Origin of the sequence: Fibrobacter succinogenes subsp. succinogenes S85, assembly GCF_000146505.1 — a bacterium.
Classification (GTDB): domain Bacteria; phylum Fibrobacterota; class Fibrobacteria; order Fibrobacterales; family Fibrobacteraceae; genus Fibrobacter; species Fibrobacter succinogenes.
In genome coordinates, this window is sequence record NC_017448.1 from 2140500 (window position 1) to 2165169 (window position 24670).

22 protein-coding genes and 1 tRNA gene are annotated in these 24670 nt (G+C 47.9%); 6 read left to right on the top strand and 17 right to left on the bottom strand.

What is annotated here, in order from left to right; all coding sequences use genetic code 11:
- The first annotated feature begins 57 nt into the window (after nucleotides 1–57).
- Complete coding sequence (locus FSU_RS08735; RefSeq protein ID WP_015732003.1) at nucleotides 58–780, top strand: hypothetical protein; 723 nt, start codon at nucleotides 58–60, stop codon at nucleotides 778–780.
- An 18-nt stretch (nucleotides 781–798) separates the two neighbouring features.
- Nucleotides 799–1788, top strand: coding sequence for a hypothetical protein (locus FSU_RS15895; RefSeq protein WP_015732004.1), 990 nt, complete (start codon nucleotides 799–801; stop codon nucleotides 1786–1788).
- A 63-nt stretch (nucleotides 1789–1851) separates the two neighbouring features.
- Here FSU_RS15895 and FSU_RS08745 read toward each other — a convergent pair whose 3' ends face one another.
- The 3 genes from FSU_RS08745 to FSU_RS08755 all read right to left on the bottom strand — a co-directional run bounded on the left by FSU_RS08745 (nucleotide 1852) and on the right by FSU_RS08755 (nucleotide 5637).
- Nucleotides 1852–2682, bottom strand: a complete 831-nt coding sequence (locus FSU_RS08745) for a hypothetical protein (RefSeq protein ID WP_014546071.1) — start codon at nucleotides 2680–2682, stop codon at nucleotides 1852–1854.
- 65 nt (nucleotides 2683–2747) lie between these two features.
- Nucleotides 2748–4205, bottom strand: coding sequence for a carbon starvation CstA family protein (locus FSU_RS08750; RefSeq protein WP_014546072.1), 1458 nt, complete (start codon nucleotides 4203–4205; stop codon nucleotides 2748–2750).
- A gap of 112 nt (nucleotides 4206–4317) precedes the next feature.
- Nucleotides 4318–5637, bottom strand: coding sequence for an aspartate kinase (locus tag FSU_RS08755; protein ID WP_014546073.1), 1320 nt, complete (start codon nucleotides 5635–5637; stop codon nucleotides 4318–4320).
- Between the two features lie 271 nt (nucleotides 5638–5908).
- Here FSU_RS08755 and FSU_RS08760 point away from each other — a divergent pair, with 271 nt between their 5' ends.
- Complete coding sequence (locus FSU_RS08760; RefSeq protein ID WP_014546074.1) at nucleotides 5909–6862, top strand: sigma 54-interacting transcriptional regulator; 954 nt, start codon at nucleotides 5909–5911, stop codon at nucleotides 6860–6862.
- Here the strand turns inward: FSU_RS08760 and FSU_RS08765 are convergent.
- From FSU_RS08765 to FSU_RS08785, 5 genes are all read right to left on the bottom strand, one after another.
- On the bottom strand, nucleotides 6859–7773 hold the full coding sequence (locus tag FSU_RS08765) for a PorV/PorQ family protein (protein WP_014546075.1): 915 nt from the start codon (nucleotides 7771–7773) through the stop codon (nucleotides 6859–6861). The genes FSU_RS08760 and FSU_RS08765 overlap by 4 nt on opposite strands.
- A gap of 105 nt (nucleotides 7774–7878) precedes the next feature.
- On the bottom strand, nucleotides 7879–9387 hold the full coding sequence (locus FSU_RS08770) for a phosphomannomutase (RefSeq protein ID WP_014546076.1): 1509 nt from the start codon (nucleotides 9385–9387) through the stop codon (nucleotides 7879–7881).
- Nucleotides 9388–9483: 96 nt separating this feature from the next.
- Entirely contained in the window at nucleotides 9484–10464 is a 981-nt protein-coding gene (locus FSU_RS08775; RefSeq protein ID WP_014546077.1) for a HipA domain-containing protein, read from the bottom strand.
- Complete coding sequence (locus FSU_RS08780; protein WP_014546078.1) at nucleotides 10464–10802, bottom strand: HipA N-terminal domain-containing protein; 339 nt, start codon at nucleotides 10800–10802, stop codon at nucleotides 10464–10466. Before FSU_RS08780 ends, FSU_RS08775 begins: the two co-directional genes overlap by 1 nt.
- On the bottom strand, nucleotides 10795–11016 hold the full coding sequence (locus FSU_RS08785; RefSeq protein WP_014546079.1) for a helix-turn-helix transcriptional regulator: 222 nt from the start codon (nucleotides 11014–11016) through the stop codon (nucleotides 10795–10797). Before FSU_RS08785 ends, FSU_RS08780 begins: the two co-directional genes overlap by 8 nt.
- A gap of 253 nt (nucleotides 11017–11269) precedes the next feature.
- Here FSU_RS08785 and rsmA point away from each other — a divergent pair, with 253 nt between their 5' ends.
- From rsmA to FSU_RS08800, 3 genes are all read left to right on the top strand, one after another.
- Complete coding sequence (rsmA, locus tag FSU_RS08790) at nucleotides 11270–12055, top strand: 16S rRNA (adenine(1518)-N(6)/adenine(1519)-N(6))-dimethyltransferase RsmA (protein WP_014546080.1); 786 nt, start codon at nucleotides 11270–11272, stop codon at nucleotides 12053–12055.
- Nucleotides 12045–12878 carry an MBL fold metallo-hydrolase gene (locus FSU_RS08795; protein ID WP_014546081.1) on the top strand — a complete coding sequence of 278 codons (834 nt, stop codon included), beginning with the start codon at nucleotides 12045–12047 and terminating at the stop codon, nucleotides 12876–12878. Before rsmA ends, FSU_RS08795 begins: the two co-directional genes overlap by 11 nt.
- 143 nt (nucleotides 12879–13021) lie before the next feature.
- Entirely contained in the window at nucleotides 13022–13513 is a 492-nt protein-coding gene (locus FSU_RS08800; protein WP_014546082.1) for a hypothetical protein, read from the top strand.
- 4 nt (nucleotides 13514–13517) lie between these two features.
- Here FSU_RS08800 and FSU_RS08805 read toward each other — a convergent pair whose 3' ends face one another.
- The 9 genes from FSU_RS08805 to FSU_RS08845 form a co-directional block, all read right to left on the bottom strand.
- A complete protein-coding gene (locus FSU_RS08805; protein WP_015732005.1) occupies nucleotides 13518–14291 on the bottom strand; it encodes a YggS family pyridoxal phosphate-dependent enzyme in 774 nt (257 codons plus the stop codon).
- A gap of 153 nt (nucleotides 14292–14444) precedes the next feature.
- Complete coding sequence (locus tag FSU_RS08810; RefSeq protein ID WP_014546084.1) at nucleotides 14445–16670, bottom strand: hypothetical protein; 2226 nt, start codon at nucleotides 16668–16670, stop codon at nucleotides 14445–14447.
- A gap of 8 nt (nucleotides 16671–16678) precedes the next feature.
- A complete protein-coding gene (locus FSU_RS08815; protein WP_014546085.1) occupies nucleotides 16679–18163 on the bottom strand; it encodes a hypothetical protein in 1485 nt (494 codons plus the stop codon).
- 33 nt (nucleotides 18164–18196) lie between these two features.
- A complete protein-coding gene (lon, locus tag FSU_RS08820) occupies nucleotides 18197–20566 on the bottom strand; it encodes an endopeptidase La (RefSeq protein WP_014546086.1) in 2370 nt (789 codons plus the stop codon).
- 123 nt (nucleotides 20567–20689) lie between these two features.
- Nucleotides 20690–21943, bottom strand: a complete 1254-nt coding sequence (gene clpX / locus FSU_RS08825; RefSeq protein ID WP_014546087.1) for an ATP-dependent Clp protease ATP-binding subunit ClpX — start codon at nucleotides 21941–21943, stop codon at nucleotides 20690–20692.
- Nucleotides 21943–22533 (bottom strand): ATP-dependent Clp protease proteolytic subunit, encoded by a 591-nt coding sequence (locus tag FSU_RS08830; protein WP_014546088.1) that lies wholly within the window; start codon nucleotides 22531–22533, stop codon nucleotides 21943–21945. Before FSU_RS08830 ends, clpX begins: the two co-directional genes overlap by 1 nt.
- Nucleotides 22534–22545: 12 nt before the next feature.
- Nucleotides 22546–23805, bottom strand: coding sequence for a trigger factor (gene tig, locus FSU_RS08835; RefSeq protein ID WP_014546089.1), 1260 nt, complete (start codon nucleotides 23803–23805; stop codon nucleotides 22546–22548).
- Between the two features lie 44 nt (nucleotides 23806–23849).
- Nucleotides 23850–23929: transfer RNA gene (locus tag FSU_RS08840), tRNA-Leu, on the bottom strand.
- Between the two features lie 41 nt (nucleotides 23930–23970).
- Nucleotides 23971–24657, bottom strand: a complete 687-nt coding sequence (locus tag FSU_RS08845) for a class I SAM-dependent methyltransferase (RefSeq protein ID WP_015732006.1) — start codon at nucleotides 24655–24657, stop codon at nucleotides 23971–23973.
- Between the last annotated feature and the right edge of the window lie 13 nt (nucleotides 24658–24670).

The following is a 24670-nucleotide window of genomic DNA, read 5'->3' on the forward strand; positions in this document are numbered from 1 at the left end:
CGCCTCCCCGAACGATACATAAAGAGAACCATTCTCCTAAAAGTTCAGTGAGACCGCATGTCTTTTGCAACGCAATCTTTTGCACATTCATTCGCATCTGTCAAGCGGATACTCCTCTGTTCGCTCGCTCTAATTCTTGCCGCCTGCGACCAAGAAGCACCACCGCCTTTGCAATACAAGGAAGCACACCTGGAATTTATCGACTTCCTAAAAACAATCACCATCGCAGAATCCGAATGTAAAAACAAAGGTGAATCCTATTGTGTCCCTTCGATGCGCGTCGGAGCCGAGCCATGGTCCAAAATCCAGTGGTACACGGAATACACCGAAGAAATACCTTACAGCAAAGATCCAATGAAACCATACGGAACAGGCAGAAAGGGAGAAGTTTACCTCAGCGTAGATGGCAAGCCCACGAACTTAGATTTGGACACCGTCCTGAAGCCGCAACCATGGAGCGTCACTGTAACAGGTCCCAACGTCAAGCTGGTCTATCATGTATTTTTATGCTCAAGCTATTTCGTAGAAGACTATGTTGATTTCGGCGAATACCTTGTCAATAAAGGATGGGCGAAACGTGTTGAAGTCCCTCCCCAAGACTCAATAAGCGAGATCCCTTGCATTGTAAGCTGGTACAAGATAAAGCTCAAGGGACGGAACCCTATTTGGATGGGAATATTGAACGATTCAGGGAGCACTCTCGGCTTTCAAAGAATCCGTTTTGACTACGAAAAACCCACCGAAAACGATTTTTGGTGCAGAGAGCCAGAAGACGAGTAAAAGCAAACCGGAGCAGACATGGACAGGGAAAATTGGATTGAATTCTTAAACATCATCACGATGGACGACGAGAACATCGAAAAGTTCAAGAAGCTCTATGGCGAAGGTGAACGCATAGGCGGAAATACTTTTCCTGAAACATTGCTTTCTTTCTCGATGGTCATTCCAGAGACATCAAGGAATGATGCGGACAGCGACTGGGCCGATAAAACAAATCAAAATGTTTGGTTCTGGAGAGAAATGAGATTCCCTGAAGATAATCCTGAGCCCGAAGATAATCCTGAGATCGAAGGAATTAACGACATTAAAATCGCCCCTGATCAACATCCTGTTTCTGAGATGATTGGGAAAGCGCTTGAACAATGGCGAACGGATAATTGGGGAACCCCTAGTGATGTTTTGTATGGCGGGGACGAAGAAGCTTTTTATGGCGAAAACGATGGACCGTGCATACGAACTTTGGATGTCTTGTTTAAAGGAAAATTTCCTTTTTATACGTACGGAAGGCCTCCCTTTAAAGTCTACGAAAAGATGGCGGCAGACGGCTTGGTGTTCGAAATAAAATGGCACTCACCCTTCAAATATGACGAGTGGGTGACTGGCAAAGGACAGGTTGTAGAGGGGCGTTTTCAGTATCACGCCGGCCCGATAACGGGTGACGAAATAATGTCGATAGAATCACTCGCGAATAAATTCATCAAAGATCCAAAAAATGGTCCAAATGATAAGCCGACGATTGTTGTGAAAAATCGCGAACATCTTGATCAGCTTCTTAAAGAATTGCAAGAAAATATCAAGACTAATTTGTATATGCAGGGAAAATTTAGTCTTATTAATAAAGTTTCAGGAAACACAATCATCCTGAATAACGTTTTAGATCTAAATTTTCTCAATGTCACCAATGTGACCGACTTGAGCAATCTTTCTGAATACCTCGATGTTTCCCCATGTCCCGACAATGGATGGTTCTGCAAAATCAAACTGGACACCAGCAAATGGAAAAAATGACGCCACAACCCAAAGACATGTCCACCGTCATCGTAACGACCCGTGAACAACTAAAGTCTCTGATTAAAGAGACTTTTGTTTTGCCTTTTGCAAATAACATCTAGTCCGTTCCGGTTCAATAAAAAATACAGCCACGCTAATCACAGTCATCACATTTAAAAGGGAATGGATAAGCATGATGGAAAGCATATAAAAGCTCCATCCATCTATGTGAATAATTTGCATCACGCTCCAAAAAATTTTCACAAGCACCATTAAAGACCCCACCATCAGAACAGGCACATTCTTTTTGACAAGCGCAAATACACCGATAGCCAAATCAACAACGCCAAAGAAGGCAAGCTGAAAAACGGGTGGTTGCATAAAAATAAAATGGGATAAGCTATTCACCCCGATTACGCTAAAACAGATGGCGCAAAGCCGGAGCAAACCCAAATTAAACTTTTCATCTACAACAGCCCCGATTTCATCACGTTTTCTAGGGGCAACAAAGAACGCTGCTATCGCAACAACCACGTTCACGTTAAAAATCAAGTTAACTATATCATTTCCCGCATTCGTGTGATTAATAACGATAGCACTTAGCACAACCCAGGCAAGGAACATCACCGCCAATATTTTTAAGGTTTTCACATTCTTTTTGACAAGCGTAAATATCCCCAACGCAAAAAGAGCTGCAACCGCCAAAGTTCCTAATACCAATGGAATGAAAACCCCCGACGCAATCATCAGCCCACCCGTTCCAAGCAAATCTTCAAATGACGATGTCGTAAGCGCATTCCATAGCGAAGCCAGTTCACCGGAATGCACAGCCATAAAAAGCATACTGATAATAAAACCGAGTATGTTCACAAAAAACACGATAGTGCAAACCCAGAGTAAAGCGAGATTCATAGCTCCCCTATTCCGTTAAATAATTACCTCGTTCTAAAAATAAAAAAATGGCCCAGATTTTTTAGCTATCCACCCCTGCGCACTTTCCTATACCACACGGTAAACCACACGCAGGCCACAGCAAGACAAGTAAGCCCTAAAGGATAGCCAATGCAGTCGGGCAAATGAAGAGTCTGGCGCGAAACGAAGAAGTATGTCGTACAAACGGTGGTCATAAACAAGGCGGGGATAAGGGACACCCAAAAATTCTTCCGTTCCTGCACTAGATAGACTGTAATCGCCCATAGAGTAAATACAGAAAGCGTTTGGTTAAAAAATCCAAAGTATTGCCAAATAGTATTGAATCCATCGGGAACCTTGATTTGCCACACCAATATGGCGATAGACGTCGCAAACATGGGTACGCAAATGTAGAGACGATTGCGGATGGGACGCTGATCGATTTTCAGCCAATCCGCCACGATAAGGCGGCCGGAGCGAAATGCCGTATCACCACTGCTAATGGGAGCCGCGACCACACCCAATACGGCAAGGACCGCCCCTACAACGCCTAACCAATCATTACACACCAAATGCACCACCATCGGGGCCGAGGTAAAGAAACCATCCTTTGCACCTGAAATCTGTTCGTAGCCCGGTGGGCCTGCATAGAAAAACCACATGGAAACAGTAGCGCAAACAAGAGCAACAACGCCTTCGGTAATCATCGCCCCATAGAACACACGACGGCCCATGCGCTCACTTGCGAGGCAACGCGCCATCATCGGCGTCTGCGTACCATGAAAACCAGAAATAGCACCACAGGCAATAGTAATGAAAAGTGCAGGGAAAATATGGTCCGTAAATTTTCCTGGATTTGCACTAGCCCCCATATTGTGCAGGTTCGACCAAATTTCTGGCAGTTGCGGCATCTTGACAAAGAGCATCACCATCAACGCCCCAGCCGTAAGCAGGAGCGAAATAGCAAACAAAGGATAAACCTTCCCAATAATTTTGTCGATGGGTGTCATCGTGGCGATCACGTAATAGACAAAGATGATAGCCACCCACATCATCACGTCACCGCCCAGCGTATGCAAAATTACCGCTGGAGAATAGACAAACACCGTTCCCGCAATGACCAAAGGAAACACGGTCAGCAATAACATGACCTTCCTCGTCTTGTCGCCCAGATACTTGCCAATCAGTTCGGGCATTCCCGCACCGCCGTTACGCATAGACAACATTCCGTTCAAGTAGTCGTGAACTGCCCCCGCAAAAATACAGCCAAGCACAATCCAGAGATAAGCGACTGGACCGAATTTTGCCCCCATGATTCCACCGAAGATGGGGCCCGTGCCAGCAATATTCAGAAACTGGATCGTATAAACTTTCCAACCGGGAAGTGCGATATAGTCCAGCCCGTCTTTTTTAGAAACTGCGGGAGTCTCACGGTCATCGGGACCGAACACGCGTTCCACAAAGCGGCCATAGAAAAAGTAACCCAGGATTAGGGCGGCAAGGCTCAGGATAAAAGAAATCATATAATCAAATTATACAATTTAATAGACAAAAAACGGCCCGGATTTTATTCCGAGTCGTCTTTAAATTGACTAGTTCCTTCGTGGCTTCGCCACTCAGGATGACAATCGCGAATTATTTCACGAAGGCGGCGTAGATGGCCTTGATAGCCTTTTCAGTATCGGCTTCGTCAACACCAGTGATGATGTTGATCTGGGAAGAACCCTGGTCGATAATGCGGACGTTCACCTTGTTTTCTGCGAGAGCCGTAAAGAGCTTTGCAGCAACACCGATCTTGTTCGTCATGCCGTGACCCACGGTAGCGATAAGAGCGATGCCCGGGAAAATCTTGATACGGTCCGGACGCATCTGCTGCGTGATATCTTCGAGAACAACGTCCTGAACGGCGTCGAGAGCCTTGGAATCCACGACGATGCTCATGGAGTCAATTGCGCTCGGGCAGAGTTCGTAGGAGAGTCCTTCGCTTTCGAGAACGGCGAGCACGCGACGGCCAAAGCCAACTTCCTTGTTCATCATGGACTTTTCGATGTAGATCATCGAGAAGCCCTTACGGCCTGCAACACCCGTAATCGGGAGCTTTGCATTTTCCGGAGTCGGGCCAATGATGGTGCCGGCGTCTTCCGGGCGGTTCGTGTTGCGGATGTTGATAGGAATCTTCTTCGCGCGGCACGGAGCGATGGATTCATCGTGGAGCACGCTTGCACCGGAGTAAGCAAGTTCGCGGATTTCGCGATAGCTCACGTATTCAATCGGGAGCGGGCTTTCGACGATGCGCGGGTCAGCCATGAGCATGCCCGAAACGTCGGTCCAGTTTTCGTACTTGGCAGCGTCAATGCCGTTAGCAAGGATAGCGCCAGTAATGTCGGAACCACCACGGCTGAAAGTCTTCACTTCGCCACGGAGGTTAGAGCCATAGAAGCCCGGCAAGACGTACAACTGATTTTCGTCGCCGAGAGCCTTTGCAATTTCTTCGTAAGTCTTCGGAGCGATGCGGTACTTGTCATCGAAAGTGATGAGCGGGTAGCTATCGACGAAGTTTGCACCGAGATACTTTGCCATGAGGCGTGCGCAGAGGAATTCGCCACGGCTCACGAGGAAGTCCGTGCTCACGGATTCCGGATGGTTCTTGAGCTTGTCTTCGAGACTGTCGAGGTCTTCGGTAAGCTTGTCTTCAAGACCGAGGTCCTTGCAGATTTCATCATAACGCTGGCGGATGAGGTTCCACGGCGTGGAGAAATCGAGGCCCTTGGAGGCGAGATCATAGGTGCTGTAGAGGAGGTCGGTCAGTTTGGTTTCTTTCGGGTTACGCTTGCCCGGAGCAGAAACGACGATGACTTTGCGGTTCTTGTCGCTTTCGACAATGGCCTTGATTTTTTTGAACTGACCTGCGTCGGCGACAGAGGAGCCACCGAACTTACATACGATTCTAGACATGTTATTCCTTTGGGCCGCTGACCTCTCAGCTTCAAGCTTGACCGCTTTCCTCGCGATCATACCCCGTTCGGGATATTGCCCAAGCTTACCCATCGAGCCAGCCACTTGGTGTTTCACGACGGCATTTTACCGCCGCGCGGGCAAATATAGCTAAAGGCGAGAGTCGCGACAATAGTGCACACTCAAATAATTAACAAAAATTTACAGGACAAACGGGCAAAAAAAGCGTGTTTATATAGTAGAGCCACCTCAAGTAAATCTTTGAAGGTCTATGAAGAAACACGAACAATTGATGCTTATCGCCGCAAAATCGAACATTCCCGTGCTACTGCAAGGGGAATCGGGAGTCGGCAAGGAAATCGCCGCCAAGTTTATACACGAACACAGCAAACGAAGCGAAGGGCCATTCGTCGCCCTCAACTGCGGCGCCATCGCAAGGAATCTCGCCGAAAGCCTTTTGGAAGGCGCTAAGAAAGGTTCTTACACCGGGGCCGCAAGTGACCACCGGGGCATCGTGCAGGCGGCAAACGGCGGCACGCTATTCCTCGACGAAATTGGCGAAATGCCATTCGACATGCAGAGCAAGCTTTTACGCATCTTGCAGGAACATTCCGTGCTCCCGCTCGGGGCCACTCAAAACGAGCCGGTCGACTTCAGGCTTGTCTGCGCGACAAACCGAGACTTGCAAAACGAAGTCCATGACGGAAATTTCCGTAAGGACCTGTTCTTCAGGCTGAACGCCTTCCCTATCGTGATTCCGCCGCTCCGCAAAAGAGACGACTTCGCCGAAATCGCCACCACGCTATGGAACGAAATCACGGAAAGGACTTTCGCCGAAAAGTTCCCGCTCCGCGACTGGGAAATCAAGGAACTATCCAAGTTCAAATGGCCAGGCAACATCCGCCAATTGAAAAACGTCCTCCAGCGCTATGCGCTCTTAAAGCAGCACGAAATATCGCTTGAAGAAATCCTCTCCGAAGAATTTTCGCACCAGACGATAAACGATGTCAAGGAAAATTACACATACCGAGCGCCAACAGCCATACGGGCATCAGCACCGAACTGGACGTTTATTCAAAAAGCGCTCAGCGAAAACGACGGAAATAAAAGCAGGGCCGCCAAAGCGCTCAAAATCAGCCGAGGCTGTCTGTGCTATCAAATAAAGAAGCACGAACTCCATGAATGGAACTCGTGCAAAAACTTAGCGGAATGCGCGGGAGCCTAGAACTTCACACCGACGGCGATGTAATGGTTGCCGCCTTCGAATGCCGGACGCGGGCTATAAGCATAATCAAACACGACCATGCCAAACGTCACGCCGAGACCGCCACTAATGGCGTCTTCGGTATCCGGGCGGATTGCATAGCCCATGCGGAACGAGAGCATATCGAAGTAGACCACTTCGCCGCCAATCAAGACTTGAGCCTTTGTATCGGCACGGCGATACGCATCTACAGACAAATGCACCATCCAGCGGTCAAGAATCGGGATGAATCCCGTCACGCCCGCCTGGAGCGCAAGCGGGGACGCTTCTTTCCCAGATTCATACTTGCTTGCAAAGCCAAGATTCGTGAAGTTTGCACCGAATGCAAAATAGTCATTCACGCGGAACGAGCCGCCCGCATCGACCGAGAACAGAAATCCAGTTTCGTCGTCAATCGTCTGCGTCGCAAAACGTGCCGAAGCAGCCCAGTTGAAAATCTTGGAACGGCTACCGAAACCCGCCAAAAGCGACCAGGCATAAGAGCCGTATTCCGAAGTCTTGAGACCGTTCTCGTCACGACCTTCAATATTATCGTAACCCAAAAAGTCAACAGCAAGCCCTAGCGTGTACTTATCGCCAAGTGGGAGGCCATAGTATGCCGAAACGAAGTTATCGGCACCGCCATTGCCAAAAATCACCTGGCTAAGTCCAAATTCCGCCTCATTTGCAACGCTCATCGCAAGCGGATTGCGCGAAATTTCGGACACGCGACCGGGATCAGCAACGCCTGCACCCGAAAGCGCAGCCGCACGCGGCGAAACCTGCATCGCAAGGAACTTCATCGTCACACCGCCCGGGTCCAAATGCCAATACTCCCCTGCAAACGCGAGGGAACCAACAGTCAGTGCAAACGAAAGAAACTTTTTGAACATACGATTAATAAGATACAAAAAATAGAACTTAGAACTTAGACCGCTGCGCTCTTAGAACTTAGAATATTGCAATATCCCTAAGTTCTAAGCTCTGCCAACTAAGTTCTAATTTCGCCAGCCTTCCATAATCTTGAGGCAGTCCGCGAGGAGTTCTGCACTGCGTTCCTTGCCTTCGGTTTCCACGTAGCAGCGGAATTCCGGAGCGTTTCCACTCGGACGCAAGTGGATGATGTCGCCAGAATCGAATTCCATGCGGTAGCCATCGACTTCGTTCAACGAAACAATCTTGCCCTGGAACGTCTTGTCCTTTGCAAACTTGGAGGGCTTTGCTGCGAGAGCGCCAAACAGCTTTTCGCCGAGATTCTTTTCGCGGATTTCAGCGAGCTTTGCCTTCGACTTTTCGGTCGGGAATTCCTTGAGGCGGTCGCTCACGGTAAAGCGCTTCGGCAACTTGCGGAGCAAATCCACAACGCACATGCGTTCCTTGCGGACCATTACCATCACAGCAATCATCGGGAGGAGGGCGTCACGTGTCGGGAGGGCCTTGAGTGTGCGGCCATCGAGCGTCAAATCCGTCTCGAGCAAGAAACCGCCATTGGCTTCGTAACCTGCAACCGTGAGGCTCTTGTCATTTGCATCGACCAGGCTTTCCATGCCGGCAATCACATACGGGCTACCAATGCGCGTACGGCAAATCTTTTCAAAGCTACCGGACTTTTCAAGCGAAGTGTTGCAACTCACCGGAGTTGCAATGCGCTTGATGCCAAGAGACTGTGCGGCCAAAATACCAAGCACGTCGCCACGGAGCCACATGCCCACATCATCAGCCAAAAGCGGGCGGTCAGAATCGCCGTCGGTGCTGAACACGGCATCCACGTAATCCTTGTGCGTAAATTCACGAGCGAGTTCTTCATCTTCCTTGCGGATAGCTTCGGTATCGACCGGAACAAACACATCGCTACGGCCAAACGGCTTGACTGTCGCACCGAGGCTTTCGAGAACCTTCACCACGATGTCGCGGCCCACAGCGGAATGCTGGTAAACGCCAATCGTGAGTCCATGCAATGCATCGCTACCGAAAAAGTCCGGGTAACGCTTGCAATAATTCGTTTCGGCTTCCGCTTCGACCGCCGGGAGTTCAGGCGCAGCCTTCAGCATGCCCTTGTCGTCAAAAAGCGCTTCGTCGAAATCGACCGACTGCGAAACAATTCCCTGTTCGTCGGCCTTCGTGATTTCGCCATTCGGGTGGTTAAACTTGATACCGTTGCGGTCAGCCGGAATGTGGCTACCCGTCACCATGATGGTCGGCAAATGCTTGTCGATGCCGTACATCGCAATCGCGGGGCTCGGGATGCGACCGCAGTAAATCACCTTCCAGTTTGCATCGGCACCAGCCTGCATGAGCGACTTCAAGATGCGTTCCGTACTCGGACGCAAGTCGCCCGCAATCGCAATCGTGCGTTCGCACTTGTAAGACGCTTCGCAGTACTTGATAAAGGAACGCGCGTACACATAGCACACACGGTCGGTCATAGCGCTCACGAGACCGCGAGCACCGCTCGTACCAAACGCCACCCCGGACTGTTTCATAACATCTTGCATCGCAACGGACATATTAAACCTCTGTTTAGTAGGCGATAGGAAGTAGACAATAAGAAGTCTCTAAAACCGCCAAATGATTTACAATGGACAAGATAGAAAAATATGTTTTTAAGATATTTCCAACGCCCTTGCTCTATCGTAAATACATTCCTTATACTTAGCCTTCGCTTCTTCACTTAAGAAAGACGCGTCTATCATTTCGTTCATTTCATCAAGATGGTTGGTCATTTCACGAATAAACCGCTCAGCCCTTTTCTCGACAATGCCGATACGTTTTGCAAATTCCATAAAATCCGGAGCACCATAAAAGCCATTGGCACTAAAGAAGTCGCTTTCGTAATCCTCTTCATCTGCAAAAAGATCAAGTGCCATTCTTTCATCAGAAGCATGCAACGACGTATTCAACAAATCATATGCGGGAGTCAATACAAATACCCCCTCCTTATTTGGAGAGTATATCGAAAAATTCTTGATATGCGCATCGCCGTTACACACAAGATAATTAAACAAAATAATCTTGAAAAATTCTTCGGCAGCAACAATATAAGCACTCACATGTTGTTTTATAAGTCCCGCAATTTCTTCGTAACTAATACTTTCGTACTTAAAGTTTGAACCCGCATTTTGGCTGCACAAGTCCGCAACTTGGGCAAAATCCTCTTGATGAATCCTCGTACCGTCTTTACGGACATCAAACCGTTTTGTTAAATAGGCAAATTCTCCAGAAGAAAATTCCATCAATGCCGACTCAGCCACATTCATCTTGAAAATCTGTTTTGCCATTTGCATAGTGACATGTTCATTGGCTGGCATATCACGAAATAAGCGAAACCGCATACTTGTAGCAGGCTTGAGAATATAGGTTCCAGCACGATCGGTAGGCTCCAATTTTTTCCAACCAAATCTTAATGAAAACTTTATCTGCGCTCCAGATATTGAAATGCGTTTGACTACATTACCTGTACCTTGAGCAATATCAGGAAGTGTAAAATCAAGTTTCGCACTAAATTTATCCTTATTAAAAATTTTTCTAGAACAAGTGCGGCAAAAATCATCTTCACATTCCCTAAGACAGCTACGGCAACGCATTATCGAGCCTCCTGCACTGTAATATCCCCGATAGATTCATTTTTACAAAGTGCCAATAAAACCGCAAAATCATCATTGACGTTAATCTTTAGTCGCTTGCAGATATCTGCTCTATTTTCGCCTTCAGGCAAAAGTCCGCTAAAAAAAGGGAACAAACATTTAGAATAAAAAATCCTTTTCGATTTCGGCAAATTGATAGCAATAGAGGTTCCGTCTTTATCGATATAATCCGCATCATAAATAAAGACGAACCGCCTTTTACTAGCAAGAAGAATACCTGCAATTTTTCCGTTCTTGAAAACAAAAGCCTTTCGAATTTTATAATAAATGCTATTCATGGACGACCCGTTCCTTCAAAGTGATAACGAGTCCAAGAACTTGCAAAAGTTCAAAAAGTACTTTAACGCTCGGATTTGCGCGCCCGCTCTCAATACCATTAACAGTACGCAGACAGACTCCCGACATTTCAGCAAGATCAGCTTGAGATATATTCAGCTCCTTACGCCTGTCGGCAATCTGCTTGCCCAAAGAAGATATTTCCGTCTGACCCATCGGTTTAAACTCCAAATTATGCAACATATTGCCAATTCTATAGTAAAAATACTACAAATAGTATAATTCGTCAACTAAATTGCGCAATATATTGCGTAAACAAACAATCAGACAGCGACTACTTCGCAAACGTAAACAGGATTGCGGTGATAATTATAGCAGCGATAAGGGTAAAACATGAACACATACTTAGAAAGTACATTTTGATTTTGACACTTTACTGTCAAAAACTCAAATTTCTATATTCCCCGTCATGGATAGAGCACGCCGCCGCAAATTTGGACAGAACTTTCTTGACGTTGAAACCGCCACCGCCATCGCAGGCGATTTGCCCGCCGAAGCAGGAGAATTCGTCCTTGAGATTGGTCCCGGTCACGGCGCTCTCACGGAGCACTTGCTCAACCGCGGGCTAGAACTTACTGCTGTCGAAATCGACGAGCAGTGCGTTGAAGTCTTGAACGAAAAATTCAAGGACTACAAGAACTTCAACATTGTAAACATTGACTTTTTGAAGTTTGACTTGCAGGCGTTTTTGGATGCGCATGCCAAGCCGTGGGTTACAGGCAACTTACCATACAACGTAAGTACAGCAATTATCGCAGGGCTTATGCCGCGCTTGCACTTGACCAAAGGCTTTATGGGAATGGTGCAGCTCGAAGTCGCCGAACGCATCTGCGCCGAACCATGCTCCAGCAATTACGGGAGCCTTTCCGTACTTGTTTCTGCATTTGCGAACACGCAGATTTTGCGCAAGATCGGGCCGGAACATTTCACGCCAAAGCCGAATGTCGATAGCGCCACGATGCTCTTGACACCGCGCGAAGACGCCATCCAGGCGCCCGACGGATTCTTTGACTTTGTGCGTACCGCATTCACGCAAAAGCGCAAGACGCTTGCGAATTCCTTTGGACGCAATTACGACAAGAAGAAAATCCAGGCGACCATTGAACTTTTGGATTGGCCGACAACCATCCGCGCCGAAGAACTCAGCCCCGAGCAGTTCCTGAATTTCTACAAGGCATTTAAAGGTGAAAATTAAAATCCTTATAGACAACATCAGCGGTGCCGAAAAGCAATTAAAAGGTGAATGGGGACTTTGCGTCTACACCGAATTCAACGGCAAAAGCATTCTGCTCGATACAGGAGCGTCCACGCAATTCGCGAAGAACGCCACCATCATGGGAATAGACATTTCCAAAATTGACGCCGGCGTCTTGAGCCATGCGCATTACGATCACGCCGACGGCATGCAGGAATTTTTCGACAAGAACGACCACGCCAAATTCTACTTGCGTGATGCCGCCCGCGAAAACTGCTACCATACGCACAAGTTCTTAAAGTTTTTCACCTATCAAGAATACATCGGCATTCACAAAGGAACACTCAAAAAGAACGCCAACCGCATTGTATTCGTCAACGGCGACTGTGAAATTTTTCCGGGAGTCACACTCGTCGGTCACAAGACTCCGAACCTCGATGAAATTGGCAAACGCGCCCACATGAGCGTCAAGGAAAACGGAAAGTACCGCCCCGACAGTTTCGACCACGAACAAAGTCTAGTCTTCGACACACCAAAGGGGCTGTTCATCATGAACAGCTGTAGCCACGGTGGCGCCGACAACATTATCAAGGAAATCGAAGCGACATTCCCTGGCAAACAGATTTACGCCATCCTCGGCGGATTCCATTTATTCCGCACGCCCGACGACCGCGTAAAAGTATTCGCCGAACGCCTCCGCGATTTGAATGTTCAAAAAATCTACACAGGGCATTGCACCGGGCAACGCGCCTACGAGATTTTGCATGATGTGCTCGGTGACAAAGTTGAACAAATGCACACCGGCATGGAAATCGAAGTATAGAACATAATAAATCAAATACCTCATTCAAACATTCCTGCAAAAGCAGGATTTTTCTTTATTTTTAGCATAAAAAAATAAACAACATTCTTTATTTATTCTAATTTATTATTTAAAAACAGATTTCTATAAACAAGGTATTACAAATGAAAAAACTTTTTGCAGTTTTGTTAGTCCTCTTCGCCACCACACTTTCCTTTGCACAGGCCCAAGCACACAAACTCGCCATGGACAGAGGCATCTTCACAACAGACTACACCATTGATGGTCAAGATGTTGATAGCGATGCTTTTGAAAGAGAACTCGCCAATGTTCCAGAAGCTATCAGCAAATGGAACACCGGAAATACAATGAGATATATTTCGTGGGGAGCCGCATTCGGTGGCGGATTCCTATTGGGCTACGGGATTGCAGAAGGTTCCGGCTATCAAGCCCCAGAAAGCTATAAAATGAAAGTCCTTGGTGGTGGAATAATCATCGTTGCCGCATTAATTGTTGAACACATCGGCAACTCCAAAAAAGATGATGCCGTTGATATTTACAACAAAGAAATCGGCAAAATTGCAGGCAATGAATCAGTCAACTTGAGCCTTGTTCCGACTGAACAAGGCGGCATTGCTCTCGCTTTCAACTTCTAGAGCTTTACTTGCTGTAATCGCGTTCGCCAAAGAGCGCGGTTCCCACGCGAATCATCGTAGAACCTTCTTCGATGGCGACTTCCAAATCGCCCGTCATGCCCATCGAAAGCTGATCGAACGCAGCAAAGGCTCCACCTTTCGCAAGGAACTTGTCGCGCAGCCCACGCAAGAACGCAAAGCATTCGCGGGAATCTTCAGCCACACCCGTGTTCTTGCCAATCGTCATGAGGCCGCGAAAACGCAAATGCGGGAAGTTTTCGCTTTTGCCGTCCGCTGCTGCGCCCGCGCGCTTTTCCAAATCTTCAAGGAACGCTTCGGCTTCGTGAACGTCCAAGCCACTCTTCGTTTCTTCCTCGCCCGCATTTACCTGGAACAAAATGTCAAGAACTTTGCCCTGGCCATTTGCAGCTGCCGCACAGACCTTTTCGAGCTTTTCCACCGCTTCGATGCTTGCAATGGAATGGATGCAGTCAGCCACAAGAGCAGCCTTCTTGAGTTTGTTACTTTGCACAGGACCAATCACATGGCAACGCACGCGGCTTCCGTCCTTTGCCGTACGCGGTTCAGAGAACTTGAGTTCCGCCTCTTGCACGCGGTTTTCGCCAAAGTCCGTTGCACCCAGAGCAATCGCATTTTCCACAGCTTCTGCCGGGTGGAACTTGCTCACCCAAACGAGCTTCACGGATTCACGGCTGCGGCCTGCAATCTTGCAGGCTTCATCAATCCTTGCTTCGAGAGCTGCAAGGTGCTCGCGCATTTCATCAAGAGTAAATTCCATAGTAGTAACGAGGTCGCGCCTACGGCACTTTAAGGTTAATTATCATGCAGAAATTAGAAAATTTTCTTTTTCCAAAGGAACAGTATTCTCGACAATTTTATTCATACAATAAAAAAGCGACCCATTTCAACGAGTCGCCGTTTAACATTAAACTTATTTTAAGTCAATCCGCCAAGTCTGTTTACCAACGCGCACAATATAACCGCCCACCCAGGGAACAGCGATATTGAAGTTTTCCGATGCTACGCGTCCTTTTTGCAACACGCGGCCCTGCATATCAAAAATTGCATAAGCCGAACCCACAGGCGCCCCAGTCACCAGAATGCTTCTTGAAACAGAATTCACCGACAATTCCATATGCGCTCTTGTCAAGGAAATTATCGCGTTATGCTTCTCCGAAGAACTGCTAGACGACTTCGCTTTTTCTACAGAGCTAGACGAAGAACTCTTTTTCTCTACAGAACTCGATGATGAGGATTTTGCTTGAACAGAGCTCGACGACTTAGCCTCCTCGGAACTAGACGAGGATTCCCTCAATTCATATTTTTGATATAACACTGTATCCGATATAACCTTTACATAGCGGTTTCTAGGCATAGATATTTCATTCTGATTTTGGTCATACCATTCTCCATAGGTCACATACAACGAAGTCGACGATCCGTATTTCACCCACACCGAATCAAAGGCATTCACCTGTTCCACGTTACATTTGGCCGTATCAGGAGAATTGCAGATTTTTACCGTATAAACATTTAGCGTAGAATCATAGAGCGCATAAGCCATTCGATCCATAAAAATCTTTTCGGGCAAATTCCATCCCTTAAAGGTGTACGTATACCCAATCGTCTTTTCCAATGTCGGAGTTTCACCTTTATAAGCCGCAGCTTCACCCGTTCCTACAGAATCACAGCCCAATTTTGTCTTGAGCATATCGCTGTTATAATAACAAACAAGCCACTTCATATCCGTTTCTTCACCGTATTTGGCGTACACGGTATCGCCTTCGAATAAATGAGAATTTGCCGTAACACGAACTCCATCCTTGGTATACCATCCTAAGAAGGTTTTTCCCTCAGGAACATCGACACTGTCTGGAATAGTCGTTTCCCCGGTATAAGAACTCAACTGTTCACGGATAAGCTTATCCCCTACAAAAATAATTCTCTGAATTGGGAGATGCGTCGAATCCGCAAAAATCGGATATCCTCCATAGCGGCTCCACCGTCCAGAATTTTCAGCTTTTCCTCTTTGAGTATTCAATGTCCACGCAAACCAATCTGATTGCATTTGGCTGGTTGAAAAAGAATAGTACCAAGAAGGTCCATCGAAATCTTTATTTACCGCAGGGTACACATCTCTTGCCGACCAGTAAGGTTTCAATATCGTAGCATCGTAATAGCTATTTTGAAGAGTCGACTTATTTGTATCAACCAATGCAAACGCGTTCAAACGGGGTGCAATGATATAATTATTCATAATTACACCAGAAGACTTCGTTTGGACTTCATTTCTCGCCGCAATGCCTCCAGCCGAATTCCCCCACGATTCCATAATCACAAGAGCCGAACTGTAATTATCAAGCACATATCCCGAATTGATACCAACAAGGCCACCGGCCTTTGTAGAATGAGAGCTCGATCTCACAATCCCTTCTGTATGGCACATTTCTATTAAACCAGTATTAGTGCCGGAAATACCACCAACTTTTGCAGAATGACTCCCTCCATCAAGAGAGATATTAGCAAAACATCTCTGAATCTTCCCCCAGTTACAGCCAGCAATGCCACCTACATTAGCTCCATACGATCTAGACGTTGCACGAACATCCGTCGATGAATTTCTTATCGTGCCTTTTTCTGCATTTGTCGCGACAATTCCACCAACAACATCATTATTGTGAGTCGCATCCACGTAACCTTCAACATAACAATTCTCGATCAAGCCTTTATTTACGCTAGCAATTCCCCCAGGACGATAATCCACCACGCCAACATGCACCATATTCAAGTTTTTCACAACACCCGACGTATCAATCAGCCTAAAGAGAGGAGCATCCTCTACTGCGGTCGAACGATAATTGTATAGCGTATGGCCTTGTCCGTCAAATACACCTGAAAGTTTTCTGTCACTTGGGAAAATATCATTCAAGCTATCCGCATCAAATTCCTCAGCAAAATCGATATCGATTTCGAGCACGGCGTTTATCGCATCTGACTTCTGGCTCAGCTGCTTGACATACCACATAAATTCATCGACAGAGGTCAGCTTGAAGAAAAACTTCTTATCGATTACAGTGACTTCGGGTTGTCCATCCAGACGTCCAAAAGAAAAACTAGCATAGAACAAGCAAATAATTGCCAAAATCCATTTTTTCATAATTCCCCCTATTCTTCCAAATATTTCTCTTCTGTGATTTTAGTCCACATGCCATCCTTGCACTGGTAATATTCTGTTTTAGTATCAGAATTAAGCGTGTACGATTTCTTTATCCCTTCATTTTCCTCAATGCAAGGCATCTTCAGTTTCTTTTCTACGTCAGTGAATTTTCGCCACGTTTCTTTATCACAAATATACGAGTAGGGTTTGCCAAAAGTCATTCCCTGCCATTCTTCAATACATTCGCCAACGATTCGATCTGGAGTAATTTCCGTCCATTTCCATTCAGGTCCAATGCACTCGTAATAAACGTTTTGATAAGTATCCCATTCTTTAGATCTTTCCGGCTTACATACACCAAAGATCGACTCCAATACACTAGGAGAACGCCAAGCACCACTATCGCAGATGTAGTAATAAGAGTACACCTCCAGCATTTCAAAGTTCCGATCCTCAGTACATTCACCTAGGACCTCTTCTGTAGTCGCCTTCGTCCATTCGTAGTCCTTACAGATATAATGATAGAAGTCATCTTTAACTTTCATCACTCCCAAACTGTCTTCTAAGCAAAGCCCATACAAAGAATCCAACGATGTCAATTCAGTCCATCTGGATTTTCGGCATTTGTATTCCTTTTGACCATACAACTCAATAACTTCCAAATCGGAACAGTTTTTTCCCAAGTACTCATTAGCACTCAACATTTTCCATTTCGTTCCATCACACACATAACGATAATCACCAGTAGTCACAATTGTGTCAGCAAGTCTGCCATCCCAACAGAAACCATAAACTTTATCATTGAAGTCTAATAGAGACCAATCGCCATTTCTGCAACCATAGATTCCGCTTAGAGAACCACCCATATACTTAACTATTCCATTTTCTTCTTTACCGCATCCGATCTCAAGCGAATCCATATAGGGTATCCATCCCGTTTTATAACACATGAATTTTTCACCTGTTTCTTCGGAAACATACACATCCCTTTGAGGTAAGCAACTTTCAAAAAAGCTCTTTTCGCATTTTGTCAGATACGCATCCGATATATCCAAGCCGCGGTAACACGTCAAGGATTTATACAAGGAATCCTCATCCGTTTCTGTATCGCTTGACAAATTTTGTTCAAAAGAACTGGACGAGCTTATCTCGGATCCTTCACTGGAGGATTTTTCACTGGAGCTACTTACTGAACTTGAGCTAGTTTTTGAGCTCGAACTGTTTTTTGAGCTTGAACTGTTTTTTGTACTGGAGCTGCTCTTTTTACTTGAACTGCTTTTTGCAATCGAGCCACTCTTTGTACTCGAACTACTCTTCACACTCTTACTACTAGAGCTGTCATCATATTCTTCTTCAGCTTGCTGTTCGTTAGCCCCCACACCGGAATCACTATCCCCGCATGCGGCCAAGAAAAAGGCGCTTATGAAAAAACACAAAAAAACAAAATTTTCCGTCAAACGCCAAAAAGCAATGTACCGTTCTTTACGACACATATGCGTCCTCCTATTTTTCTATTTCAAATTAGCTTATTTGGATTTTGTAGATGTAGCCTTTTCTGCAGTTTTTGCAATTTTTACATCTTTAAACAAAATCTTCACGATTTCGTCGATGTGCTTGTGCGTGTAAATCTTGAGGCCCTTCTTTGCCGGTTCCGGAAGTTCCGCCACATCCTTCTTGTTGCCTTCAGGCAAGCGAAGCGTCTTCACACCAGCAGCGAGTGCAGCAAGCGCCTTCTCGTTCAAGCCACCAATCGGGAGGCAGGCGCCCGTAAGGCTCACTTCACCCGTAAACGCAATGTCCGGTGAAATCGGCTGCTTCGTAAACGCACTCAAGAGGCAGAGCGTAAGCGCGATACCTGCAGAAGGTCCATCCTTCGGCACGGCACCTTCCGGCACGTGAATGTGGATGTCCGTCTTACGCACAATCGCAGGGTCAATGCCAAAGCGCTGCAAGCGTTCACGAACAAGCGAAACAGCAATCTGTGCGGATTCCTTCATCACGTCGCCAAGCTTACCCGTCAAAATCAGCTGGCCCTTGCCGCTCAAAAGCATGCATTCAATAGGCAAAATTTCGCCACCGACACTTGTCCAGGCAAGGCCCGTCACAACGCCCGGGCGCCCCGGTTCCGGCAACTGGTTGTCCAAGAATCTCGGAGCGCCGAGGTAATCCTGAAGCACCTTCGCCGTCACTTCCGGCTTAATCTTCTTGCCCATCACAATGTCTTTTGCACGATGGCGCACAGCACTTTCAAGCACGCGTTCAAGTTCACGCACGCCCGCTTCGCGTGTCCAGCCGCGCATCACGGCGTTAATCATCTCGTCGCTGAAGCTCACCTGTTCGCCAAGTTTCACGCCCGTGCGTTCACAGATGCGCGGGAGCAAATACTTGCCCGCAATCTGCAGCTTTTCATGCGGATAGTAGCCCGGCAAGCGCACCACTTCCATACGGTCGCGCAGAGCTTCCGGAATTTCACCTTCGCTGTTTGCCGTCGCAATAAAGAGCACACGGGAGAGGTCGAGCCCCACTTCCATGAAGTGGTCAGTAAAGTCATGATTCTGTTCCGGATCCAAAACTTCGAGCATAGCGCTTGCTGGGTCGCCTCTAAAATCGCTTGCCATCTTGTCGATTTCATCGAGCAAAATGACCGGGTTCATGCACTTTGCACGGCGCAAAGCGTGAATGAATCGACCAGGCATCGCACCAATGTAAGTGCGGCGGTGACCACGGATTTCAGCTTCATCACGCACGCCACCAAGCGTAATGCGGACAAAGTTACGCTGCATCGCCGTTGCAATAGATTCCACGAGAGTCGTCTTACCAACGCCCGGAGGACCCACAAGGCAAAGGATCGGAGCACGGCGTTCCGTACCGGTAAGCTTCAGCACGGCCACGTATTCCATAATGCGTTCCTTGACCTTGTCGAGGCCAAAGTGTTTGGAATCGAGTTCCGCCTTCACCTTCTTCATGTTAAGAACAGTATCGGTATAAACGCCATACGGAAGTGCCAAGAACCAATCCACGTAATTACGGCTCACCGCATATTCCGGGGAGGTCGGCTGCATCATGCGCATGCGACCGATTTCTTCTTCAAGCTTTTCTTCAATCGCCTTGCTAAACTTCTTGGCCTTGATTTTCTTGAGCAACTGGTCCGGTTCCGAAGCACCGCCATTTTCGCCGTCCAGTTCATCCTGCAACTGGCGAATCTGCTCCGAAATAAACCATTCCTTCTGCTGCTGGGCCATCTTCTGGCGCACGTTCTGCTGAACGCGAATCATCACGTTCTCGTTTTCCTGAGCAACCTGCATCAGGCTTATCAAACGTTCCGCAAGGGCGTCAATCGTTTCGAGTTCCAAAAGCGCCTGCTTCTCGGAAAGCGAAATTGAGAGGAACGGGATCATCCCGTAAAACGCGTTGATGTGGCTATCCATCGTAAAGAGCGCTTCGACCATGCCATCGGCAATATTCCTGTGCATGGCGTACTCGCGGAACATGTTCAGCACATCTTCAAACTTTTCGCTCTTGTCTTCGGCCTTGATAAAATGTTCTCTCGGCGAGACCGTCACCTGCAAAAATCCGTCGCGCAAAGCAATTGAGCGGAGATCCACAATGGAATCGCCTTCCAGCACGACCTTCACACAGCCATTCGGGAATGGCGTCACATTCGCCACGCGGGCAACCACGCCCACCGAGTAAAGGTCGAGCATCGGGTTGTCAAGCGTTTCCTGCTCCACATTCTTCTGTGCAACCAGGATAATTTCGTTGTTATGATTCTCAGCAAATTCCAGGGCGCGGAGAGACATCTCGCGGCCCACCAAAATGCGTCTAGTCGTCAGCGGAAATACAACAGCATCCCTCAGAGGGAGCAACGGGTACGTTTTATTAAAGTCAAAAGCCATATACTACAAAGATAGTATTTTGAAAGGTGAGGGAACAAAAAAGCAGTCACCGTTTTTCGGCAACTGCTAAGATTTACATTCGTGAAGTCGTAAAGTCTAGGAATCCGCAGCCCTCTACAACAACTAAGACTTTTTCTTGTTGTGCGTGAGGCCTTCCTTCACCATTTCGACAGTCACGGTGAACTTCTTTTCGCCAGAGCCTGGCATCTTGAACATCGCCTGCTGCAGCACGCGTTCCATCACGGAGCGGAGCCCACGTGCACCCGTCTTACGGGTCATCGTTTCGCGGACAATTTCCTTGAGGGCATCGTCTTCAAATTCAAGCTTGATGTTGTCCATTGCAAACAAGCTCTTGTACTGCTTCACAAGCGCATTCTTCGGCTTTGTCAAGATGTTGAGGAGAGCCGTCTCGTCGAGTTCTTCGAGAGCAACGGCAATCGGCAAACGTCCGACAATTTCCGGGATGAGGCCGAACTTGATCAAGTCTTCCGGCTCAAGCTGCTTGAAGAGTTCGCTCAAGCTGTTTTCGCTTGCAGTGTGGATATCGGCACCAAAGCCCATACCACCCTGGTTCACACGCTGGGAAATAATCTTGTCCAAGGTTTCAAAGGCGCCACCGCAAATGAACAGGATGTTTCTCGTATTCACCTGCACAAGCGGCTGTTCCGGATGCTTACGGCCACCCTTCGGCGGAACCGATGCAACCGTACCTTCCAAGAGCTTGAGGAGGCCCTGCTGCACACCTTCACCGCTCACGTCACGTGTAATGGAGGGGTTAGCGGTCTTCCTTGCAATCTTATCGATTTCATCGATAAAGATAATGCCGCGTTCAGCCTTCGCCACATCGTAATCGGCAGCCTGCAACAAGCGCACGATAATGCTATCGACGTCTTCGCCCACGTAACCTGCTTCGGTCAAGACCGTCGCATCGGCGATCGTGAACGGCACGTCCAAAAAGCGGGCCATCGTCTGCGCCAAGAGCGTCTTACCCGAACCAGTCGGGCCGACCAAGAGCAAGTTCGACTTTTCGACATCGACATCGTCCTTGGACTTGTGCGTCTGCTTGTAGCGCAAGCGTTTGTAATGGTTGTAAACCGCCACAGAGAGCGCCATCTTTGCACGGTCCTGCCCAATGACAAAATCGTCCAAGTGCGCCTTGATTTCGGTCGGGAGCGGGAGCGGCTTTGAAGAAATTTCCTTCGCTTCCTGTTCCTGTTTCGTACGTGCCAAGTCTTCTTCAAGAATGCGGCTGCACATGCGTATGCAATCACTGCAAATATACGCACCGGCACCGGTGATCATCTTTTCGACTTGTTCTGCCGGCTTTCCGCAAAAACTGCAGCTTACAGCCGGGTGGTTCTTGCCACTACGGTACATTAAATTCCCTCTTTACGCGGCACAAAAATTTCATCGATGACGCCAAAGGCCTTAGCTTCTTCCGGGCTCATGTAAAAGTCGCGGTCCGTCTTTTCGCGGACTTCGTCGACAGGCTTTCCGGTATGCTTAGCGACAATTTCGGTAAGGGTATCCTTCGTGCGGATAATTTCCTTGGCGGTAATCTGAATATCTGTAGATTGTCCAGTAGCGGCACCCGACGGCTGGTGCAACATGATGCGGGAATGCGGGAGCGCATAGCGCTTGCCCTTCGTACCTGCAGCAAGGAGCACGGCAGCCATCGAAGCACAACTACCAATGCAGATCGTAGCGATATTCGGGCGTACGTGCTGCATGGTATCATAAATGGCAAGCCCTGCCGACACGTAACCGCCCGGGCTGTTTATATACAGCGTGATATCCTTTTCCGGATTCTCGTATTCAAGGAAAATCAGCTGAGCCATGACGTTGTTTGCCACTTCGTCGTTAATCGGCGTACCCAAGAAGATAATACGTTCCTTGAGAAGTCTGGAATAGATATCGTAAGCGCGTTCGCCGCGCCCGGTTGTTTCAATGACGGTAGGGATGATCATTTATTCCTCTTATTACTTTGTTTCTTCAGCTGCCGGGCGGATACCGACGATGAAGTCAGCAGCCATCTGGAAGCGAAGTTCGTCGCGCAGCTGGTTGATACGGCCAGACTGGCGGAAGTGGTTCTTCAGATTTTCGAATTCCACGTGGTAAGCGTTAGCCATCTGCTGGAGGCGTTCGTCAACGAGAGCCTGAGTCGGCTTGATCTTTTCCTGCGTAGCAACGAATTCGAGAATGCGGTGTTTCTTAATTTCGCGGATTGCTTCACCGGAGAGTTCATTTATCTGTTCTTCTGTCGGTTCCACAACGTCCTTTTCGCTCTGAGCATTGCGGTTGAGCGTCCACTTGATGAGGTCGTAGATGCGAGCCTTCGGCACTTCGAACGGGTTAGCTTCGATGAGCTTGTCGATAGCTTCGTTGATAGCCTTGTTCTTGGCAGCGTCCTTCTTCTGGGCGGCGAGGCTTTCAGCGAGGTTGTTTCTCAAGTCAGCTTCGTCCTTGACGCCAATCTGCTTGCAGAATTCTTCGTCCAAAGTCGGCGGAACGATTTCGCGGACGTCCTTGATTTCAACGTTGAACTGGGCAGTCTTGCCGCGGTAACGTTCATCCTTGTGGTCATCCGGATACTTGAAGTTGATTTCCTTCTTGTCGCCGGCCTTAGAGCCCATGAGGCCTTCGTCGAATCCCGGAGAAGCGGATTCACCGAGGAGGGAGCGGAATTCCTTGTTTTCCGGAAGTTCCTGCTTTTCACCGTCGATAACAACTTCGATATAGTCGCCAACGACAACGTCGCCCTTCTTGGCTTCGCGGTCAACGTGTTCGTCCTTGCTCCACATCTGCATGAGGCGGTCGAATTCGGCCTGGACTTCTTCTTCGTGAACGGCGGTAGCCGGAACGGTGATGCCCGTGTCAGCGTAGCCCTTGATGTCGATTTCCGGATCAACTTCGACTTCGACCTTAAGTGTGATGTCGCTCTTTTCGTCGTCGTTGAAATCCTTCACGAGCATCTTGCCGACCGGAATGATGTTGGCCTTCTTGAGTTCTTCCTGAACGATAGAGTTCACGACTTCATCGACAGCTTCGTGACGGATGGACGGTCCGAACTGCTTCAAGATCATGGACTTCGGCACTTGACCCTGGCGGAAGCCCTTCAAGGCGACCTGCTTCTTGTACTGAGAAAGCTTCTTTTCGAACGGAACCTTGAGATCACCCTGCGGGATTGTAATTTCAAGGGTGCGCACGGTTGCGCTTGTTTCTTTGATTTCAGCGGACATATATACTCCGGTATACGGTTGTTTAAAAGGTGATAAAAAAGAACTGCGAGGGGTGGGAGTCGAACCCACACACCGAAGTACCAGATCCTAAGTCTGGCGCGTCTGCCAATTCCGCCACTCTCGCGATTTCAAGACCAAAGATACAAAAAATTGCCTAAAAACGAATCACCTTTTTTCGATGACCCCGTAAAAACGGGACGGGTAACGCTTCGGAATCAAGCCCAGCTTGTTCAGTACGCGGAACGGGAGTATCAAAAGGCCCAAAGGTCCCTTAAAACAGCCGCGCAAAAGCTTGATACCAGCCCCCGGGAACAAGTAGTCGCCCATCGTGAGGCGATACTCCACACCAAGGGAATCAAGCATCTGCTTCATCTCGTCGTACGAAAAATGCCACAGGTGGTCGGATACCGCAATATGCGCATACGTGAGCCCGCATTCGAACAAAGTGTTAAAATCGTCCGTACACGGGAGCGAAAACACCACGCGCTTTTTGGCAGCCCCGATGGCAGACTTCAAGAAGTCCACTGGATTTGGCACATGTTCCAAGACCTCGATCATCATGACCGTATCGGCAAGGTTTTCGCCAAGCGGTTCGCCCGGTTCAAGCAATTTAGTCTTGAGTCCGTTCTTCTCGGCAACTGCAAGCGACTTCTCGTTGATATCGGCGACAGTCGTGTCAAAGCCCGCCTTCTTCATCTCAAGCGAATAGGCGCCCGCTCCACCACCGAGATCGAGAACAGTCTCCCCGCGAACTTCGCGAAGCAAGAACTCGACCAGTGGCCTGTGGGCCTCACCCGGCTTTGCCGGCGGACCCGGAACGAAGAAAGAACTTTGACCTTGCAATTTTCCCATAGCACAAATATAT

Coding starts and splice junctions, on each gene's coding strand:
- lon (WP_014546086.1), bottom strand. CDS start 20,566: ATGGCTTTTGACTTTAATAAAACGTACCCGTTGCTCCCTCTGAGGGAT.
- FSU_RS08845 (WP_015732006.1), bottom strand. CDS start 24,657: ATGGGAAAATTGCAAGGTCAAAGTTCTTTCTTCGTTCCGGGTCCGCCG.
- FSU_RS08805 (WP_015732005.1), bottom strand. CDS start 14,291: ATGGAATTTACTCTTGATGAAATGCGCGAGCACCTTGCAGCTCTCGAA.
- FSU_RS15895 (WP_015732004.1), top strand. CDS start 799: ATGGACAGGGAAAATTGGATTGAATTCTTAAACATCATCACGATGGAC.
- FSU_RS08800 (WP_014546082.1), top strand. CDS start 13,022: ATGAAAAAACTTTTTGCAGTTTTGTTAGTCCTCTTCGCCACCACACTT.
- FSU_RS08830 (WP_014546088.1), bottom strand. CDS start 22,533: ATGATCATCCCTACCGTCATTGAAACAACCGGGCGCGGCGAACGCGCT.
- FSU_RS08735 (WP_015732003.1), top strand. CDS start 58: ATGTCTTTTGCAACGCAATCTTTTGCACATTCATTCGCATCTGTCAAG.
- FSU_RS08770 (WP_014546076.1), bottom strand. CDS start 9,387: ATGTCCGTTGCGATGCAAGATGTTATGAAACAGTCCGGGGTGGCGTTT.
- FSU_RS08775 (WP_014546077.1), bottom strand. CDS start 10,464: ATGCGTTGCCGTAGCTGTCTTAGGGAATGTGAAGATGATTTTTGCCGC.
- FSU_RS08745 (WP_014546071.1), bottom strand. CDS start 2,682: ATGAATCTCGCTTTACTCTGGGTTTGCACTATCGTGTTTTTTGTGAAC.
- FSU_RS08785 (WP_014546079.1), bottom strand. CDS start 11,016: ATGGGTCAGACGGAAATATCTTCTTTGGGCAAGCAGATTGCCGACAGG.
- tig (WP_014546089.1), bottom strand. CDS start 23,805: ATGTCCGCTGAAATCAAAGAAACAAGCGCAACCGTGCGCACCCTTGAA.
- FSU_RS08815 (WP_014546085.1), bottom strand. CDS start 18,163: ATGTGTCGTAAAGAACGGTACATTGCTTTTTGGCGTTTGACGGAAAAT.
- rsmA (WP_014546080.1), top strand. CDS start 11,270: ATGGATAGAGCACGCCGCCGCAAATTTGGACAGAACTTTCTTGACGTT.
- FSU_RS08750 (WP_014546072.1), bottom strand. CDS start 4,205: ATGATTTCTTTTATCCTGAGCCTTGCCGCCCTAATCCTGGGTTACTTT.
- FSU_RS08810 (WP_014546084.1), bottom strand. CDS start 16,670: ATGAAAAAATGGATTTTGGCAATTATTTGCTTGTTCTATGCTAGTTTT.
- FSU_RS08760 (WP_014546074.1), top strand. CDS start 5,909: ATGAAGAAACACGAACAATTGATGCTTATCGCCGCAAAATCGAACATT.
- FSU_RS08765 (WP_014546075.1), bottom strand. CDS start 7,773: ATGTTCAAAAAGTTTCTTTCGTTTGCACTGACTGTTGGTTCCCTCGCG.
- FSU_RS08780 (WP_014546078.1), bottom strand. CDS start 10,802: ATGAATAGCATTTATTATAAAATTCGAAAGGCTTTTGTTTTCAAGAAC.
- FSU_RS08755 (WP_014546073.1), bottom strand. CDS start 5,637: ATGTCTAGAATCGTATGTAAGTTCGGTGGCTCCTCTGTCGCCGACGCA.
- clpX (WP_014546087.1), bottom strand. CDS start 21,943: ATGTACCGTAGTGGCAAGAACCACCCGGCTGTAAGCTGCAGTTTTTGC.